This window comes from Stenotrophomonas sp. ZAC14D1_NAIMI4_1, from assembly GCF_003086775.1.
Classification (GTDB): domain Bacteria; phylum Pseudomonadota; class Gammaproteobacteria; order Xanthomonadales; family Xanthomonadaceae; genus Stenotrophomonas.
The window spans coordinates 4019748-4036628 of record NZ_CP026001.1; the positions used below are offsets into that span (position 1 = coordinate 4019748).

Here is a 16881-nt window from a genome sequence, read left to right on the forward strand (position 1 = left end):
GCGGCTCATGCCCTTGTTGTCTTGTGTGCGTAGCCCGATGTACTGCGGCTCTGTAATCATTCAGCGGTAGGTTGCGGTGAGCGTTGCCTGGCCCTGCACCACACCGGGACCGAAGCTGCCCGCCTGGCGGTAGTAGCGCGCGCCAAGTGTGATGTCCTGCGGACCGGCCTGGCCTTGCGCAAGCGCCCACGACTGGCCCAACACCACCGGCACACCCTCGCGCAGCAGCTGCACACGTACGCCCTGTGCATCGGCGGCGCTGGTAGGCGTCAGCAGGCTGGTTGTGTTTCCCGGAGCATTGGCATCGACCAGGGTCAACGTCAGCGGAAATGCACCATTGCAGCTCATTGCCACGGTGAAGGTCTGCGTCTGGGCATCGCTGCCTGCGGAGGGAAGATCACCCGCGCTCACGCTCTTCAGCGTCACGGTGGTATCGGACAGCGTGCAGGTCTTGGTGCGCAGGTTGGCCGTCACACTGAAGCTCTCGGTCTTTGACAATGAAGGATCCGCGCGGTACGCATGCGTGGCACTGCCCACCACCGTAGTCGGCAGGCCCTGCATCTCGCCGCCACGGGAAACCGCAGCGACCTGCAGCGTAGACCAGCGGAAGCCTCCTGTAATGCCGGTACCTGGGGAGCTCAGCGGCTGCTTCGCGTTGAACGGTTCTGTGCGGGCCTCGCTGCCGTTGCCAATCAGATACTGGAAGACCAGAAGCGGACTGCGCGGCCGACCTGCGACCGAGTACGCCGGAAATATCCCGCCCCCCAAGGTCACATGCCGCTCGAAGATCAGGTCTGGCATTGCCGGCGTAACAATCACGGACGTGGGCGTACCCGGCGAGCATCCATATAGAAAGTTCGCGTTTCCGGCGGGAGCCCAGCTGCTGATAAGCACATCGGGGGCGGTATCATCCCAGGTATCGATGATGAGATCTGCGTTGCCCCCCGGGTAGGCGCCCGTACACGCTACCGCCGTTGTGCTGCACACGGCGATCGCCAGTGCGGCGAGAACCGTGCTACCCGCGCGCCGGCGCGAGAAGGCCCGGGACGTTGCAGTGGTGGAAGACATCTTCATGGCCGAACCTCATCGAAGGCGGGTCATTTGTAAACAGCGGTAACGGTGATGCTTGTGCTGACCTCGCCCGCCTTCAGCAGCGTGCCGCTCTTGCGGTAATAGCCGGCCCGCATCTCCAGCTTGCCGGTGGCCCCGCCATTGATGGGGACCGTCTTCTTGGAGCCCTTAAGCAGTGCCTCGATGCCCGTAGGGCCATCCATCAGCGTCACGGCCACGCCCTCGGCGCGGTTGGACGCGGCCAGGTTCTGCCAGTAGCCATCCTGCGCTGGATCAGCCGTGCCATCGAATGTCAGCTCCACGCTGGTCACACCCACGCAACCGGAAAGGTTGAGCACGGCCGACTTCAGCTTGTTTTCGTGGCCGTTCTTGAAATCAGTGGCATCGATCTCGTCCAGCGTCACCGGCACATCCGTCAGAGTGCAGGTGCCTGGCAGTACCTTGCCGGTGACGGTAATGGAGGCCGAGTTCGACTGCGCCTGTACCTGGGCTGCGGTACCCAGCAGCAGCATGGCCAGCAGTGATTGCGCCGTATTCATTGTGATGCTCCGGTAGTTTGGGAGGGGAGATCTTCTGCCAGGCGTCCTGGCTCAATGGCCAGGCAGCGCGCCTGCGCCCAGTACTGGCCGTGCGCATCGGGCGCCTCGGGCATGGCGTAATGCAGGCGGCAAGCGATGCCGTCTTCGGTCTGCACGTGCACGAAGCCGGTCGGTTCCAGCCCGCGCAAGGCCACCACGCCGCCCTGCCCTACCTGGCCCAGGGTCCGGCCATCGGCGTGCGTGATCTGCGCGCCATAGGCCAGCGGGGTGCCGTCGGCATCACTGGCGTCGATCAGCCACAGGCGCTCGTTGCGCGACTGGAAGCTGACCTTGACGATGCTGCCGGCGCTGGGCGCCACGCGCTGCGAGCTCGCCTGCACGTCCACGTCCAGCGGCAGGTGCGCGGTGTCCAGGTTGATCTGGTTCCAGCGGTACGGGCTGGTATAGGGCAACACCGCATAGCCATTGCCGGCCACGGTGACGTTGCGGCCACTGCCCACCGTGGCGCCCTGTGCGCCCTGCGCATCCACCAGCGCGAAGCTGTCACCCAGCGCCGGGCCGAAGTTGATGCCGCCCCGATGCAGCACCACGCTGCCGGTGGCGCCGGCATTGAAGCTGCTGCTGCTGTTGGCATGGCTGTAACCGGCGCTGAGATCGGCACGGCTGCCCTGATAGCTGGCGTAGGCGTTGTAGCCGCTGCCGCCCTGGCCGCGGTTGCCCGACAGGCTGTAGGACAGCGCGCGGTCCTCGCCGAGGTTGCCGTTGACGCCCAGCTGCTGCTGGCTGCCCAGGCGGCTGTCGTTGTACGTGGCCGTGGCGCGCGGTGCGTTGCTGGTGCGGCCCAGCGGCAGGCTGAGCATGAACGACAGGCGCGTATCGGGTGCGCCGCTGGCCATGCGGTACCGCGTGGCCGATACGGTGTAGTTGGCGCTGCGGTAGCTGCTGTGGAAGCCCAGCTGCAGATCGTTGTGCTTGCCGGCGCGGTTCCAGTAGGTCACATGGCCACCGGCCAGGTACAGCTGGCCGCGCGTGCCCACGCGCTGCGAGAAGTTCATCTGGAAGCGCTGGCGGGTTCGCATCACGAAAGCATCGGCCGCCTGCGGCCGGTCGAACGAGAGCTGCGAAACGTCGGATAGGGTAAGGAAGCCCTCGGTGCTGTAGCGGTAGGCTGCCAGGCCCAGGTTGGTGCCGGTGCGTGGCACGCTGCGCTGGTAATTCAGCCGGTAGCTGCGGCCCGATTGTGCAGGCAGGCCAGGCACGTTGGCACGGGCATGGGTGACGTCGGCACCGATGGCACCAAATGGGGTGTTGAACGCCGCGCCCGCCAGGCCGGCCTGGTAGTGCTCGGCCACCTGCACGCCACCCAGCAGGGTCACACGGTTGCTGACGCCGCGCGCATAGGTGCCTTCGGTAAAGCGCAGCGCCTGCTGGTACAGACCCGTGTTGCGCAGCTCGCCAGCGGTGACACTGAAGCGCTGGCTGCCCTCGCGCAGCGCCTGCGGCACGGCCGAGAATGCGACGGTGAAGCGTTCCTCGCGACCATCGGCCTCGGTGATGGCCACTTCCAGATCGCCGCTGCCGGCGTTGGGGTAGAGATCGTCGATGGCGAACGGGCCGGGCGCTACGGTGGTTTCATACAGCACCGCGCCGTTCTGGCGGATGGTGACGCGTGCATTGCCCTGCGCCACACCGCGCACCACCGGGGCATAGCCACGCAGTGAATCAGGCAGCATGCGTTCATCGGTAGCCACGCGCACGCCGGTGAAACCCACGCTGTCAAACAGCTCGCCACCGGTGTTGCTCTGGCCCAGCGTGAACTGGCTGTTCCAGCGCGGCAGGTCGCGCTGCAGGTAGCTGTTGAGCGTGCTGAAGTGCGTGCCCTGCGCGTTGTGGCTGATGGAGCTGCGGTGGCGCAGGCGCCATGCCCCCAGGTTCACGCCACTGGTGATGCCGGCGTAGCTGTTCTGCTGGCCCTGGCTGCGGTAGTGGTTGACGGTGTAGCCGAAGAACGCAGCGGTGATGCCGTGGTCGCGCAGTTCCGGTGCAACGAAGCCGCGCGCCTGGCGCTGCAGCGCAACCTGCGGCAGCGAGATATCCAGGCGCAGCTGGCTGTCGTCGTAGGTGACGCGTGCACCGTCGATCACCGCCTGCAGATCAATGCACTGCGGGTTCCCGGCCGCTTGCACGGCTTCGCGTGCGGCGTCGCTCAGCCCCAGCGAAAGCAACCACGCTGCGGGAATGCAGGGCTTCGCAATATGCGGCGTATTCGATTCAACCAGTTCGATGTCATCGCGGCGCACGAACTCGCCGTTGAGATGGACATCAACGTTGTAGTGACCGGGTTCCACCGGGTTACCCACGCTGAAGCGCGCCAGGTCGTCACTGCCAAAGCCGGTGGCGAAGCCTTCGCTGAACTCCACTTCGCCACCGGTGCGCGCGTGCGCAACAGACACGCCCGCGAGCACCAGCGTGGTTGCGATGGCAGCGGCAAGCGTCGTGCGTCGCAGGCAGCTAGGCGCAGCGCTGGAACAGGTTGAGGAAGACAGGCGCATGGCGTCGGGCGTGGCCGCAGTGCAGCCCCGGTAGCGATGGGAGGCGTGCAGAGTAGGCGGCCAGAACCTTGCCGAACATGCAAGTTATTGCAAAGTTGCGCGTTTCTCGGGCCTCAGGCGGGCTTTTGCAAGTTGTTGCATGGATGGCATGGCAACGCTGCCGGATGATGCGCTGGTGCGAAAACCCACAGGGCCGCAGAACCACGCGCCGATTCCTGGATCGCAAGCCGGCGTCGCCCTTGAACCCGCACACCGCTGCTGTCGCCACGCTGGCTTCGGCAATATTCCGATTCCCCATCCGCTAGATAAGAGCACACCCATGAAGAACCTGAAGACCCCGATGGCCCTGGCCATCCTGCTGGCCACTGCCCCGGCCGTGAATGCTGCCGACCTGACCATTTCCGGCGAGATTGTTGAAACCACCTGCACTGCCACCATCAACGGCGGCGTGGCCGTGGCCATGGGCAAGATGGATCTGGAAGACCTGAAGGGCGCCGACCGCATCGGCCGCCGCGATCTGGATGTGGCCGTCGCCTGCCCGGGTGCCGCCGGTTCGCACGATGTGGCCGTGAAGTTCAGTGGTCCGTCCACCGCGGATGGCGCACTGGCCCTAACCGCCGCCAGCGGCGCCAAGGGCGTGGCGTACAAGATCTATGACACCGCCGACACCCACCTGAAGGTCAATACTGCGCCGACGCAGTTCGTCAACGTCTCCGATGCCGCCCCGCAGACCGTCAAGCACAGCGTCTGGTACACCAAGACCGGCACCGCTGCAGAGCTGGAGGCCGGCTCGGCCAACGCCACCGCTCAGATGGACATCGTCTACAAGTAAGCGCACCCCGCCCGGCGGCGTGCTGCCGGGCGGTTATTCCCGAGGACATTCCCATGAACATTCGCGCATGCGCATTGATGCTGGCGCTGGGTTGCGCAGGCACCGCGCTGCCCGCCGCAGCGGCCGTGACCCTGCAGGGCACCCGCGTGGTCTACGACGGCAGCAAGGGTGCGGTAACGGTGAACGCCAACAACCGCGGCGACAAGGTCGCCCTGGCCCAGGTGTGGCTGGACGATGGCGATGCCAGCGCCAAGGCCGGCAGCCAGAAGCTGCCGTTCGTGCTGACCCCGACCACGCGCCGCATCGAGGCGGGCCACGCGCAGGCGTTCCGGCTGACGTATGCGCCAATGGCCGGGGCCGCGCTACCCAGCGACCGCGAGTCGCTGCTGTACTTCAACCTGCTGGATATTCCGCCCAAGCCGGAAAACGTGGAAGGCCAGAACCTGCTGCAGTTCGCCATCCGCACGCGGGTGAAGCTTTTCTATCGGCCTGCCGGCCTGCCGGGTCATGCGCGTGACGCGGCGGCAGGATTGCAGTGGCACGCACAGGGCCAGGCCTTGCAGGTTTACAACCCCAGCGCCTACCACGTGACGCTGAGCCGACTGACGCTGCCCGATGGCAAGGTGATCGAGGTGGACATGGTGGCACCGGGCGAGCGCTTGAACCTGCCGCTGCCGGGTGGCGCATCCCTCCCCGGAAGCCTGAAATTCCAGTGGCTGGACGACTACGGCACCGCACGCGATGCCGAGGCGAAAGTCACGCATTGAGCCCACGCGGCAGGTGTCGACCGTTGGTCGACACGCCCAGCACCCCGGTAGGTGTCGACCGTTGGTCGACACGCGCTTCTTCGATTGCAACAAATTGCATGGAGAACATTCGCCCACGCGGCGATAGTGCGCGCTTTTTTTTGGAGAGCACACCCATGCACAAGATGATGATCCCGCTTACCCGCTACGCACAGTTCAGCGGACGCGCCAGCCGCAGTGAATTCTGGTGGTTCCAGCTATTCATTCTGATCGTGTTCATGCCGCTGCATGTGCTGAGCTTCATTGCCGGCTATACCGGCTCGGAGGCGCTGGCATGGGTATCGACGGGCCTGGGCGTGGTGGTGTGGCTGGCGCTCCTGGTGCCGCTGGTCTCGGTGACCGTGCGCCGCCTGCATGACACTGACCGTTCCGGCTGGTGGTACCTGCTGCTGCTCGTACCATTTGCGAATCTGGCGGTGCTGGTGTTCATGCTGCTGCCGGGCACCCCGGGCGGCAACCGCTTCGGCGCGCCGGTTCCGCACGTCTAACAGCGTGCTGGCAGGTGTCGACTTCGGTCGACACGCCCTTTTCTGGTGGGTGTCGACCATTGGTCGACACTCACTTCTGCGCACCGCATTCCATACCAGAAAACAGCCTGCAACTATCCAAGTAGTTGCATGGCAACTGCAGGCACTCGCATCGAAACTCCGTGGGGTTCCACCACCCACAGGAGATTCTCCATGCGTCACTCCCATCGGGCAGCTCTCGCGCTGGCCATCCTCGGCAGCGTAGCCGCCTCCGGCACCGCGTTCGCCCACGGCACCCTGTCCAAGCCCTCCAGCCGCGTCTATTCCTGCTACCAGGGCAACCCGGAAAACCCGACCAACCCGGCCTGTGCCGCGGCAAAGGCCATCGGCGGCGCGCAGCCGTTCTATGACTGGGCAGGCATCAACCAGGCAGAAGCCAACGGCAACCATCAGGCTGTCGTGCCTGATGGCGAGCTGTGCAGCGGCGGCAACAGCAAGTACCGCGGCCTGGATCTGAACCGCAGCGACTGGCAGACCACGCCCATCCGTGGCGATGCGCGCGGTCGCTACACCTTCGAGTACAAGGCGCCCGCGCCGCATGCCACCCGCGACTGGAAGTTCTATGTCACCCGCGAGGGCTGGCAGCCGGGCGGCCCGTTGCGCTGGGCGGATCTGGAGGAGTTCTGCACACTCGGTAACGTGCCGCTCTCTGGCGATGTCTACAAGCTGGATTGCCCGCTGCCCAAGCGCACCGGCCAGCACGTGATCTACAACACCTGGCAGCGCTCGGATTCCAAGGAGGCGTTCTATACCTGCGCCGATGTCCGCTTTGAAGGCGGTGGCGGCGTGAACCCGCCGCCGCAGTGGCAGGATGCCGGCCCGGTCACCGCGCGTGGAGCGCTGGAAGTGGGTACCACCCTGAGCCTGCGCGTGTTCAATGCCAACGGTAACGATGTGGAACGCCCGGAAATCACTCTGGTGGCCGGACAGACCGGTGCCACGCAGTGGCCGCTGGCGCTGGCCCGCAAGGTCAATGCCAGTGCCCGCCACGCGCGCGTCGGCGTGCTGCAGAACGGCGTGATCACGCCGGTGGCATCGGCTACCGAGAACCGCGTGTACCTGACGCCCGGCCATCGCTTCCAGCTCGATACCCGCGTGCCGGATCCCGATCCGGTTGATCCGCCGCCGGGCGACTATGACTTCGTCTACCCGGCCGGACTCGGCAGCTACATCCCGGGCCAGACGGTGGTGAAGGGAACCGATGGCAAGCTGTACGCCTGCCGTCCGTTCCCGGAAGGTGCGTGGTGCAACATCAACGCCGACGCCTACCGCCCGGGCACGGGTTTTGCCTGGCGGAATGCCTGGATCGAATACTGATGCACCCTGCGAAGGCGGCCACCGGCCGCCTTCGCTGTATCAAGGTAGATCCACGCCGTGCGTGGATGCTGTTCGGGGTGGATCATCCACGCGTGGCGTGGATCTACTGAGTCCAACTGCCTTGGTAGATCCACGCCGTGCGTGGATGCTGTTCGGGCGGCTCATCCACGCATGGCGTGGATCTACTGAAGCAACGACAGCATCCAACCGCTTTGGTGGATCCACGCCGTGCGTGGATGCTGTTCGGGCGGCTCATCCACGCATGGCGTGGATCTACTGAACCGACGCCTGTATCCAACCGCCCTGGTAGATCCACGCCGTGCGTGGATGCTGTTCGGGGATTCATCCACGCATGGCGTGGATCTACTGAACCGGCGCCGGCGTCCATTGCCTTGCAATAACTTGCAGTTCCGGCATGTGCAGGGCTTGGAGATAATCGAACACGCCGCACAGTGCGCGTACAAGACGTTTCAAATTCCGCATGCGCGATAATCCACGCTGCAGGAAAAAACCAACAATGCATTCAATTATCTGAATGTTTGCATGGTTTTCGATTTGAACGGCTCCTAACATTCTCTCCGTCGCCACGCTCCCTCACGCGGGCGACGCCCCCTCTTCGCGCTTCCACAGCAGGACGGGAACCATTCCAATCATTGTCCGAGAGAGACAACCACCATGCATACCATCATCAAGAAGGCCGCGCTCGCTGCAGCGCTGGCCACCGTATCGTCGTCCGCGTTTGCCATCGACACCCGCATCTCCGTCTACGCCAACGTGGACACTACCCTCGCCTTCCAGCAGGAAGACGGCAGTGCACTGCCGGACAGCATCACCATGAACTACCTGCCGGAGTTCAAGGGCACTGCGGGTCGCCCAGGCGGCCTGGAGCCGTGGAAGCTGAACACCCGCATTTTCACTAACGACGCCGATAAGGACATCCAGGTCAGCCTGCAGAACACGCTGGAACTGGTGCCGACCATCGGCCACATCGGCGCCAAGCCGGTGCCGATGACCGTCAGCCTGCATGGCATTGAGCTGACCACGGCCAGCCAGAATCTGAGCGCAAAGGATCTGTTCGATGGCGCCATCGAAGGCGTGTCGAAGCCGCTGGAACTGGCGATCACGCAGACCACCGCCGGCCCGCTGACGACCGGCAGCTACGAAGGCATGGCCACCATCGTGATGCGCCACAAGCCGTAAGCACCACACGCCGGCCCGCCATCGCGGGCCGGCCCCAATTCGATTCCCGCCTGCATGAACACTCCCGCCCCCGCCGTTACCCGGCTGGCGATGGCGCTCGCCTTCGCGCTGGCCCCCACGCTATGCGAAGCGCGCATCGTCCCCGCCGGTTTCGAAGACCTGGTTGAAGGCCAGACCGAGCAGCTGGACGTCAGCCTGTTTGGCCAGTCGGCCGGGCTGTCGCCGGTGCGGGTCACGCTGGATGACGTGCAGTTGCTGGACCCGCAGCGCGTTGCCCAGGCGCTGGGGCTCTCGGCCGAAGCCCAGGCCGCCCTCCTTCCCGCGCTCTCACAGCCGATGCCGCGCAACAGCCATCTGGCCTGCCGCTACGGCGGCGCTGCGGCGGGGTGCGGCTACATGGCACCGCCCGAGGAACCCGCTGCCGTCAGCGCGCTCTACGACGAGGGCGAAGGCTCGGTGCGCCTGTTCGTGGCCCGCCAGTGGATCCCCGGTGAAGTGCGCGAGCCGCACCGCTTCCACAGTGTCAGCAGCAACGCCGAGAACGCGTGGCTGCACCGGCAGACCTTCAACATGAGCGGTGGCCGCGACTATCAATCGATGAGCGCACAGGGCGCAGGCACGCTGGGCGTGTTCGAGCGTGGCCACCTGGCAGGCGAGTGGAACTACAACCGCCAGCAGTATCGCAACGGCGGCAGCCGTGATGACTTCCAGCTGGACAGCGCGTATTACCGCCACGACCTCGGCCAGGAGCACTACGTGCAGGCCGGCCTGATGGACCGCCGCAACCTGTCCAGCACGCAGGGCGGCACCTTCGCCTTCGGCATGCTGCCGCTGGACCGCTTCCGCGGCGTGCGCTTCGGTACCACCTACGCCTACGTGGACGCCGACGGTGCCGTGCAGGCATCACCGCTGACCGTGCTGCTGGCGCGCGACGCACGTGTGGATGCCTTCGACGGCGAACGCCTGCTGCAGACGTTCTACCTGCAGGCAGGCGTGAACCAGCTCGACACCCGCAACTTCCCGATGGGCAGCTACAACGTCACCCTGCGTGTGTACGAGGACGGCATCCTGGTGCGCAGCGAGGACGCGCCGTTCGACAAGGGCGGCGACTGGACCGACAGCCGCATGCAGTGGTTCGTGCAGCTGGGGCAGCGCGATGAGCGCCGCAGCAACACCTTCGACAGCGACCAGGCCCTGCATGCGGGCGTGCGCGTGCCGCTGGTGCGCGATGTGGCCGTTACCGCAGGCATGGCCGACATTGCCGGCTTCACCTATGGCGAAGTGCGGCTGGATGTGCGCCGCCAGTTCACTACCCAGGATGTGCGCGGCGCCTTCAGCGTTCTGCGCGGTAGTGACGGCAGCAGCGGCCAGCAGCACCAGCTGTCCTACCGCCGTACGGCGGCGTGGAACGTCTACCAGCAACGCATGCGTGGCAATGCCTGCCGCTTCCAGGACGATGCACGCGACCGGCTGGGCTGCAGCGATTCGCTCAGCGCCTCGATCTCGCTGCCGGTGGCCGGCGGCAGTGCCTACGTGGGCTATACCCGCCGCCAGACCTGGCGGCCCGCGCGCGACCTGCCCGGCTTTGGCGATGACCCGCTGGAGGGGCTGCTGCCGTGGCTGCCGCCCGACCCGCTGCGCCCGCAGCGCGAGGCCCAGCGAAGCCGTACCTGGCAGGCCAGTTTCAGCCGCACGCATCGCTGGGGAGAGTTCACCGTCTCCACCCGCACGGGCGTGTGGCAGCAGCGCAACGACGCCGCTGTGGGTGCAGCGGCAACGCGCGACCGCGGCGTATTCCTCAGCCTCAGCCTGAGCCGGCTGCAGCAGGGCGAGCGCGGCAGCTCGCAGCGCCGCTATGCCATGGATGCGCGCCAGCCCGAACACCAGCGCCCCGACGTGACCTACAGCGTGGCGCAGAGCCTGCGCCAGGACGTGGACGCCAATTACCGCGAAGTGACCGGCGAACTGCGTGCCACCAACAACGACCGCTACAGCGCCACGCTGGGCGCTCAGCTGCAGAACCCGTGGGGCCAGACCGGCGCCACGGTTGCTGGCTACCGGCAGCCGGGCAGCAACACGTATTCCTATGGCGCCAACCACGCCTCCAGCTTTGCCCTGAGCCGGCGCGGCTTCTATTGGGGCGGCGGTGCCACCGCCGATGCCGGCCTGGCCGTGCAGGTGGATGACACCGACGACCTGGACCTGAGCGGCCTGGCCGCCGAGCTGCAGGTGGGTGGCGCACGCCGCCAGCGCCTGAAGCTGGGCGAGCGTCGGCTGATGCCGCTGCAGGCCTACCAGAGCCACCGTGCGGAGCTGCAGGATGCCAGCGCGCTGGAAGGCATTGCCTCGGTGCGGGTGACCGGTGCTTCGGGCATGCGCCCGCTGTTCCTCTCACCGGGCCGGCTGGTACGCATGCCGGTACCCATCGAGGTGACCTACACCTTCATCGGCAGTGCACGCGATGTGGCCGGCCTGCCGCTGGGCGGCGCCCGCATCCTCAACGCGCCGGTGCCGGGCACCAGCGCCAATGGCGGCTTCGTGGCCGAGTTCCCGCGCTTTGAGAAGACGCTGTACCTGCTGCAGGACGACCACCTGCTGCAGTGCCCACTGGAGATACGCGAACGCCGCAGCGTGGTGTTGCTGGTGGGCGCGGTGCAGTGCGAGCCGATGGCCGTTGCGCTGCTGCCGCCGGAAATCCGCCAGCAGGCCCGCGTGACCCGCCTGCTGCAGGAACAGGCGTTGATTGCTGTTGTACCCCAGACCGCTGCTGCAGGAGAGGCGAAATGAGCCGCCGTGTGTTGTTTGTGTGGATGCTGGTGTGCGCGCTGGCGGTGGTGGTGCCGAAGGCGTGGGCGCAGAGGCCGCCGCAGACTGATCCGCCGCGAGGTGTATTCACTCAGGACGTTGTGCAGGCCTGGGATCGCTCGGCGATTCCTGCAGAAATTGAACTGTGGGCGCCGCGAACGCTGCTTGCGTACGACACGGATCTGACTCAGCGCTATGGCGAACTCTACATGGTCTGCGCATCGTCGTCGGATGCTTCCACGGGAAGATGTCCGACCGAGGATATGCTGGTTCTATTGTCGTCCCAAGCCACGCAGGTCTCCGTGCGGCTTCAGGAAATCCGCTCCGGACTGACAAGTAACCTGGACGTGTCAGCAAGCCTCTTCAGGGCATTCAGCACGGCAGATTGCTCGCTGGACTACTGGAACAACCAACCTTACGGAATCCCCTCATCTATCGCGCCCAGCTGTGACAAAAAGATTGCTGCGGGTACCGGAAAGGGGTTGACGATTCGATCGCCCAGTTTGCGGTCGCTAACGGCGGGCCACTGGAAAGGCACTCTCGAACTTCGCCTGCGCCGCCCGCCTTCCGAGCACCTCGCCACCTACATCTTCAACTTCGATTTCACGATCACCGACTACGACGCGATCTCGATCTATCTGCCGGGCTTCGAGCAAGGCAATGCCAACGTCAACATGGACCTGCGTTATGACCCGCGCATCATCGGTGGGAGTATCGCCGGCAGCAAGGGCGTCGACATGTGCCTGTACGACGGACTGGGCTCGCAGAGCGAGTACCTGGGTATCACCGTTCGCGATACGGGCTCACGGCCCAGCGTCGGCGACGACTTTTCCCTCTGGCACCGCGATGCGGCCGGCGATGACCGCGAGCGCATCAGCTTCAACGTCTGGCTGAACTACGCCGGCAGCAAGCGCCGCATGCGCAACGGTGTGGAAGAGCAGCTGCTGGGTGTCGACAAGACTGAGCTGCGGCTGGTGAAGCTGCCCAAGCTGGAGCAGCCCGTCTATTGCGTCCCCACGCCCATCACCCTCGAAACGCCTTCCTTTACCGCCAGCAGCAAGCGCGAAGGCGTCTACACCGGTGAACTGAAGGTGGAACTGCGCGTGCCCACCGTCCGGCCCTGATTCCCACGGAGAATTGCATGAACAAGTTCGTCTACCTGCTGTTGCCGATGGCACTGCTGCTTGCAGCCCCGGCCCACGCCAATCTGACCGTCCATCCGATGCGTTCGTCGGTGGAAGGCAAGCGCAGCACGCAGATCCGCGTGTACTCGCAGTCCACCCAGGCGCAGTACGTGCAGGCCACGTTGCGCCGTATCGACAACCCCGCCAGTGCAAACGAACAGGAAAGCGAAGTTGAGCCGCACGAGGCAGCCATCGCGGTGACGCCTGGCAAGTTTGCATTGGCCGGCGGTGGCAACCGCCTGATCCGCGTCATCCCGCTGCAGCCGGTCGAGAAGGAAACCGCCTACCGCGTGTACTTCGAGGGCGTGCGCGGGCCAGAGGAAACCACGCAGGAAGGCGAAGACGGCTCCCGCGCCAACGTCGGCGTCAGCCTGGTCTGGGGCGCACTGGTGAATGTACTGCCTGCCGATGGCGAGGTGGCGCTGCGCCTGCAGGGCAACACGCTGCACAACACCGGCAGCCTGCGGGTGGGTATCACCAGCGTGGCGGAATGCACCCGCGCCGGCGCCTGCACCGCCCATGACATCACCCACAGCCTGTACCCGGACGCCACCGTCGAACTGCCCTTCCAGCCGCAGGCAGGCAGCACCCTGCAACTGCGCTACCGCCTGACCCGCGACGGCTACCGCGAGCACGTGCAGACCGTCTCCGCATCGGCAGGCTGATGCGCTCCCATTCCCGGCCCGCGCAGCTGCGCGACCCAACTTTCCCCTGTGCTGTCAAGGAGCTTCAATGAACCGCATCTATCGACGAATCTGGAATGCCACCCGGCAATGCTGGGTCGTGGCCAGCGAGCTGAGTTCGCCGCGTGGAAAGCCTGCGCAGACACGGCTGCTGGCGTCTGCCCTGCTGCTGGCTGCAGCGGGAGCTGCCTGGGCGGAAGATGAGCGCGAAGATCTGGCAGCGCCATCCATCATCCCTGCTGAAGAGGCACCGGCGCAGGCTCCCGTGTTCCTGCTGTCGGCGCCCGTGATGAATGTGATGGGCGTGAACACATCGGGCCTGAACATTCCGCGTGGGATGTGGTACCAGACGCCCATCGTGATGAGTGGCAACTATCGGGACCCCGAAGTCAGCGGCCAGGATGTGGTGGCGCTGGGCTCACAGTCCGTTGTCAGCGGAACCGAATCCACCGTCCTGGGCAACTACGGCATTGCAAGGGGTGGATATGCGACCGCCGTCGGCCACAACGCCAGAGCGCTGGGCGGCCACAGCACTGCACTGGGTACCAGTGCATTTGCCAACGGAAAGGGCGCAACGGCCTTGGGCCATAAGGCGGATGCGCCTTCGCCGAATGCAGTTGCCATAGGCAGTGGCGCGAAAGCTTACAGCTCAGAGTCCGTTGCCATCGGCGCGAATTCAGTGGCTTCTGGTACCTATACCGTCTCGGTGGGAAAGAGCGGTTGGGAGCGCCGGATTACAAACGTCAAGAGTGGCGAGGATGGTACGGACGCAGTGAATCTCGACCAGCTGAACGCAGTGGAGAGAAGCGCCAGAAGTGCTGCAAGTACCGCCCAGACCACGGCCAACACGGCCAGGAGCACTGCCAATGATGCTCTCGCCAAGGCCAACGTGCGTGAGGGTCTGCTCTATCAATCGGCAAGCAACGGCGTTGTACGCATCGGTGGCACCAACAGCGGATCGTCGTTGAACATCCGCAACAGCAATGGCTATTTGCGCAGCATAACCGGTGTTGCCGATGGCGCGGTCGGTACAGCCAGTACGGAAGCCGTCAACGGATCGCAGTTGAGCAGAGTTCAAAGCAGCGTGGCTGATGCGCGGACGGTAGCCAACTCGGCGCAGGCTTCTGCCAGCAATGCGCAGACGACGGCCAACACCGCCAAGAGCACTGCTGACAGCGCACTTGGGAAGGCCAATACGCTCTCAGGCCTGCTCAGCCATACATCAACCACGGTGCGCATTGGCAACAGCAACAGCGGCAATCTGCTGGACATTCGCAACAGCGGCGGCTATGCGCGCAGGATCTCCGGTGTGGCAGCGGGATCCATCGGCACGAGCAGCACGGACGCGGTGAACGGCGCGCAGTTGAACAGCGTGAATGTAACTGCTACCGCGGCAAAGACCGCCGCCGGTAACGCACAGACCACCGCGGACACAGCAAGGGCCAATGCTGCTGATGCGCTTTCCCAGGCGGGCACGCTGCGGGGGCTGCTGAGCGAAACATCCACCAGCGTTCGCATTGGTGCCACCAATAGTGGGACAGATCTGGACGTACGCAACAGCGGCGGTGCAGCGCGGAAGATTTCCGGGGTCGCAAGCGGCGTACTGTCCGACACCAGCGACGAGGCGGTAACCGGCGCACAGCTGCTTGCCACCGATAAGAGAGCGCGCAGCGCGGACACCTTGGCCAATAGCGCCGTGACCAAGGCTGACAGCGCGCTGGGGAAGTTTACGATGTTGGAAGGGCTGGTCCGCGAGGATGCGGCCGGCGGGAACGTGCGTTTGGGTGGCAGCAACACCGGCACGGTGTTGGATGTCCGCAACAAGAGTGACGGCAAGCGGAAGATCAGTGGCGTTGCGGATGGCGCAGTGAGCAGCAGCAGCTCTGAGGCGATCAACGGAAGTCAGCTCCTTGCAACGAATGATCGAGTCTCCGTTGCGCAGCAGGTTGCGAGCGACGCTCTCCAAGGTATCTCGGAGCTCCGTGCACAATCGATGTTCGTCAACGTCGGCGACAAGGGGCCCGGCGTCGCAGCTCAGGCCGGTCCTGTTGGCGTTGCGCTGGGTGATTCCGCCGAGGCATCTCTTCTGTCCGAGGGTGGAGTGGCACTTGGCAGCTTTGCGAAGGCGCGCGGAAGAAACTCCGTGGCATTGGGGCGCGCAGCCCGTGTGGACGAAGAGGCTGAAGGGGGCTTCGCCCTTGGCGTGTTCTCGTCGGTGGAGGAAACTGGAGGCGTCGCACTCGGCGTTGACAGTTCGGTACAGAAGGGTGCAGAGAATGCTGCAGCCCTGGGCGCTGGCTCTATCGCGACAGAAGAGCGCACAGTGTCTTTCGGAAATGCTGGATTGAAGAGAAGGCTCACCAATGTTGACCGCGGCACCGCCGACCACAACGCCACCACCGTCGGCCAGTTGAACGACTCTCTCGCCACCCTCGGCGGCGGTGCGAAACTGGACGCCGCAGGCAACGTGACCGCCCCTACCTATACCGTGCAGAACACCCGTCAGCACACCGTGGGTGATGCGCTTACCATTCTCGATGGTGCCGTGCTGCGCACCACATCCCGCATGGACCGCGTCGAAGGCGAGCTCCGCTCCGTCTTCCAGGACACCCCCACCGCCCGCGCCGACGGCCTCAACCAGATCACCCTGGCCGGTGCCAACGGCATGATCCTCTCCAACGTAGGCAACGGCCTTATCGCGGCCGGCAGCCGCGATGCGGTCAACGGTGGCCAGCTGCACTCCATGCAGCAGCAGCTCAACGGCCGCATGGATGGTCTGGAACAGCGTATCGACGGCCAGCCGCAGTCGCGCATGATGGCGCTGGCGTCCGACGATGCGGGCACGCCTGCCACCACGCCGGTGGCTGAGGAACCCTCCTCGCCCGCCAGCAAGGACGACAAGGTCGTCGCCAGCACCGGCAACGCGCCGAAGTCCTCGCCGCAGCCCAAGGCGGAAGCGCCGGAATCGCCGAAGCCGCAGGTCGACACCGCCGAGCTGGAGAAGATGCTGGTCCGTGCCAACGACTACAGCGATGGCATCGCCCGCGAAGTGGATGCGCGCCTGAACAAGATGGACAAGCGCTTCAACCGCATGGCGGCGATGAGCAGCGCGCAGACCGCGATGGCGATGAACACCGCCGGCCTGGCCACGTACAACCGCCTGGGTGCGGGCGTGGGCTATGCCGAAGGCGAATCGGCGATGGCGGTGGGCTACCAGCGCGTGCTGAACGACAAGGGTTCGGCCACCTTCAGCCTCAATGGTGCCTTCACCAACAGTGGTGAACGCAGCATGGGCGTGGGTGTGGGTATCGGCTGGTAAGCCGTGATGCCCCGGCGTGGCGTGCGGGTGACCGTGCGTCGCGCCG

The 16881-nt window shown here is 65.3% G+C and carries 12 protein-coding genes; 9 read left to right on the top strand and 3 right to left on the bottom strand.

The genetic code is table 11. The annotated features are described in order from the left end of the window. Nucleotides 1–60 precede the first annotated feature (60 nt). Genes C1927_RS21485 through C1927_RS18365 form a run of 3 tightly spaced genes read right to left on the bottom strand, consistent with a single transcriptional unit; the run spans nucleotide 61 to nucleotide 4063 of the window. Nucleotides 61–1074, bottom strand: coding sequence for a fimbrial protein (locus C1927_RS21485; protein WP_152027124.1), 1014 nt, complete (start codon nucleotides 1072–1074; stop codon nucleotides 61–63). 23 nt (nucleotides 1075–1097) lie between these two features. Further along, the gene (locus C1927_RS18360) at nucleotides 1098–1610 is read right to left on the bottom strand and encodes a fimbrial protein (protein WP_108747418.1); all 513 of its coding nucleotides are present in this window, start codon (nucleotides 1608–1610) and stop codon (nucleotides 1098–1100) included. Beyond that, a complete protein-coding gene (locus tag C1927_RS18365; protein WP_254051501.1) occupies nucleotides 1607–4063 on the bottom strand; it encodes a fimbria/pilus outer membrane usher protein in 2457 nt (818 codons plus the stop codon). Before C1927_RS18365 ends, C1927_RS18360 begins: the two co-directional genes overlap by 4 nt. A gap of 418 nt (nucleotides 4064–4481) precedes the next feature. Here C1927_RS18365 and C1927_RS18370 point away from each other — a divergent pair, with 418 nt between their 5' ends. The 9 genes from C1927_RS18370 to C1927_RS18410 all read left to right on the top strand — a co-directional run bounded on the left by C1927_RS18370 (nucleotide 4482) and on the right by C1927_RS18410 (nucleotide 16835). Further along, entirely contained in the window at nucleotides 4482–4994 is a 513-nt protein-coding gene (locus C1927_RS18370; RefSeq protein ID WP_159095380.1) for a fimbrial protein, read from the top strand. Between the two features lie 53 nt (nucleotides 4995–5047). Further along, a complete protein-coding gene (locus C1927_RS18375) occupies nucleotides 5048–5761 on the top strand; it encodes a fimbria/pilus periplasmic chaperone (RefSeq protein WP_108747421.1) in 714 nt (237 codons plus the stop codon). 155 nt (nucleotides 5762–5916) lie between these two features. Beyond that, nucleotides 5917–6288 (top strand): DUF805 domain-containing protein, encoded by a 372-nt coding sequence (locus C1927_RS18380; protein ID WP_079223521.1) that lies wholly within the window; start codon nucleotides 5917–5919, stop codon nucleotides 6286–6288. A 192-nt stretch (nucleotides 6289–6480) separates the two neighbouring features. Further along, nucleotides 6481–7644: a lytic polysaccharide monooxygenase gene (locus C1927_RS18385; RefSeq protein ID WP_108747422.1), complete on the top strand. Its 1164-nt coding sequence runs from the start codon at nucleotides 6481–6483 to the stop codon at nucleotides 7642–7644. 675 nt (nucleotides 7645–8319) lie between these two features. Continuing rightward, nucleotides 8320–8844 carry a CS1 type fimbrial major subunit gene (locus tag C1927_RS18390; protein WP_079223524.1) on the top strand — a complete coding sequence of 175 codons (525 nt, stop codon included), beginning with the start codon at nucleotides 8320–8322 and terminating at the stop codon, nucleotides 8842–8844. Nucleotides 8845–8898: 54 nt separating this feature from the next. Continuing rightward, complete coding sequence (locus tag C1927_RS18395) at nucleotides 8899–11631, top strand: TcfC E-set like domain-containing protein (RefSeq protein ID WP_108747423.1); 2733 nt, start codon at nucleotides 8899–8901, stop codon at nucleotides 11629–11631. Continuing rightward, a complete protein-coding gene (locus C1927_RS18400) occupies nucleotides 11628–12773 on the top strand; it encodes a CfaE/CblD family pilus tip adhesin (protein WP_174208698.1) in 1146 nt (381 codons plus the stop codon). The genes C1927_RS18395 and C1927_RS18400 overlap by 4 nt, the downstream gene beginning before the upstream one ends. 17 nt (nucleotides 12774–12790) lie before the next feature. Next, complete coding sequence (locus C1927_RS18405; protein WP_079223528.1) at nucleotides 12791–13498, top strand: pilus assembly protein; 708 nt, start codon at nucleotides 12791–12793, stop codon at nucleotides 13496–13498. Nucleotides 13499–13565: 67 nt separating this feature from the next. Then, the gene (locus C1927_RS18410; RefSeq protein WP_108747424.1) at nucleotides 13566–16835 is read left to right on the top strand and encodes an ESPR-type extended signal peptide-containing protein; all 3270 of its coding nucleotides are present in this window, start codon (nucleotides 13566–13568) and stop codon (nucleotides 16833–16835) included. The last annotated feature ends 46 nt before the right edge of the window (nucleotides 16836–16881 follow it).

Bases quoted from the DNA above. Each gene is read 5' to 3' on its own strand.
- C1927_RS18405 (WP_079223528.1), top strand. From the start codon at position 12,791: ATGAACAAGTTCGTCTACCTGCTGTTGCCGATGGCACTGCTGCTTGCA.
- C1927_RS18380 (WP_079223521.1), top strand. From the start codon at position 5,917: ATGCACAAGATGATGATCCCGCTTACCCGCTACGCACAGTTCAGCGGA.
- C1927_RS18410 (WP_108747424.1), top strand. From the start codon at position 13,566: ATGAACCGCATCTATCGACGAATCTGGAATGCCACCCGGCAATGCTGG.
- C1927_RS18375 (WP_108747421.1), top strand. From the start codon at position 5,048: ATGAACATTCGCGCATGCGCATTGATGCTGGCGCTGGGTTGCGCAGGC.
- C1927_RS18370 (WP_159095380.1), top strand. From the start codon at position 4,482: ATGAAGAACCTGAAGACCCCGATGGCCCTGGCCATCCTGCTGGCCACT.
- C1927_RS18390 (WP_079223524.1), top strand. From the start codon at position 8,320: ATGCATACCATCATCAAGAAGGCCGCGCTCGCTGCAGCGCTGGCCACC.
- C1927_RS18360 (WP_108747418.1), bottom strand. From the start codon at position 1,610: ATGAATACGGCGCAATCACTGCTGGCCATGCTGCTGCTGGGTACCGCA.
- C1927_RS18385 (WP_108747422.1), top strand. From the start codon at position 6,481: ATGCGTCACTCCCATCGGGCAGCTCTCGCGCTGGCCATCCTCGGCAGC.
- C1927_RS18400 (WP_174208698.1), top strand. From the start codon at position 11,628: ATGAGCCGCCGTGTGTTGTTTGTGTGGATGCTGGTGTGCGCGCTGGCG.
- C1927_RS18395 (WP_108747423.1), top strand. From the start codon at position 8,899: ATGAACACTCCCGCCCCCGCCGTTACCCGGCTGGCGATGGCGCTCGCC.
- C1927_RS21485 (WP_152027124.1), bottom strand. From the start codon at position 1,074: ATGAAGATGTCTTCCACCACTGCAACGTCCCGGGCCTTCTCGCGCCGG.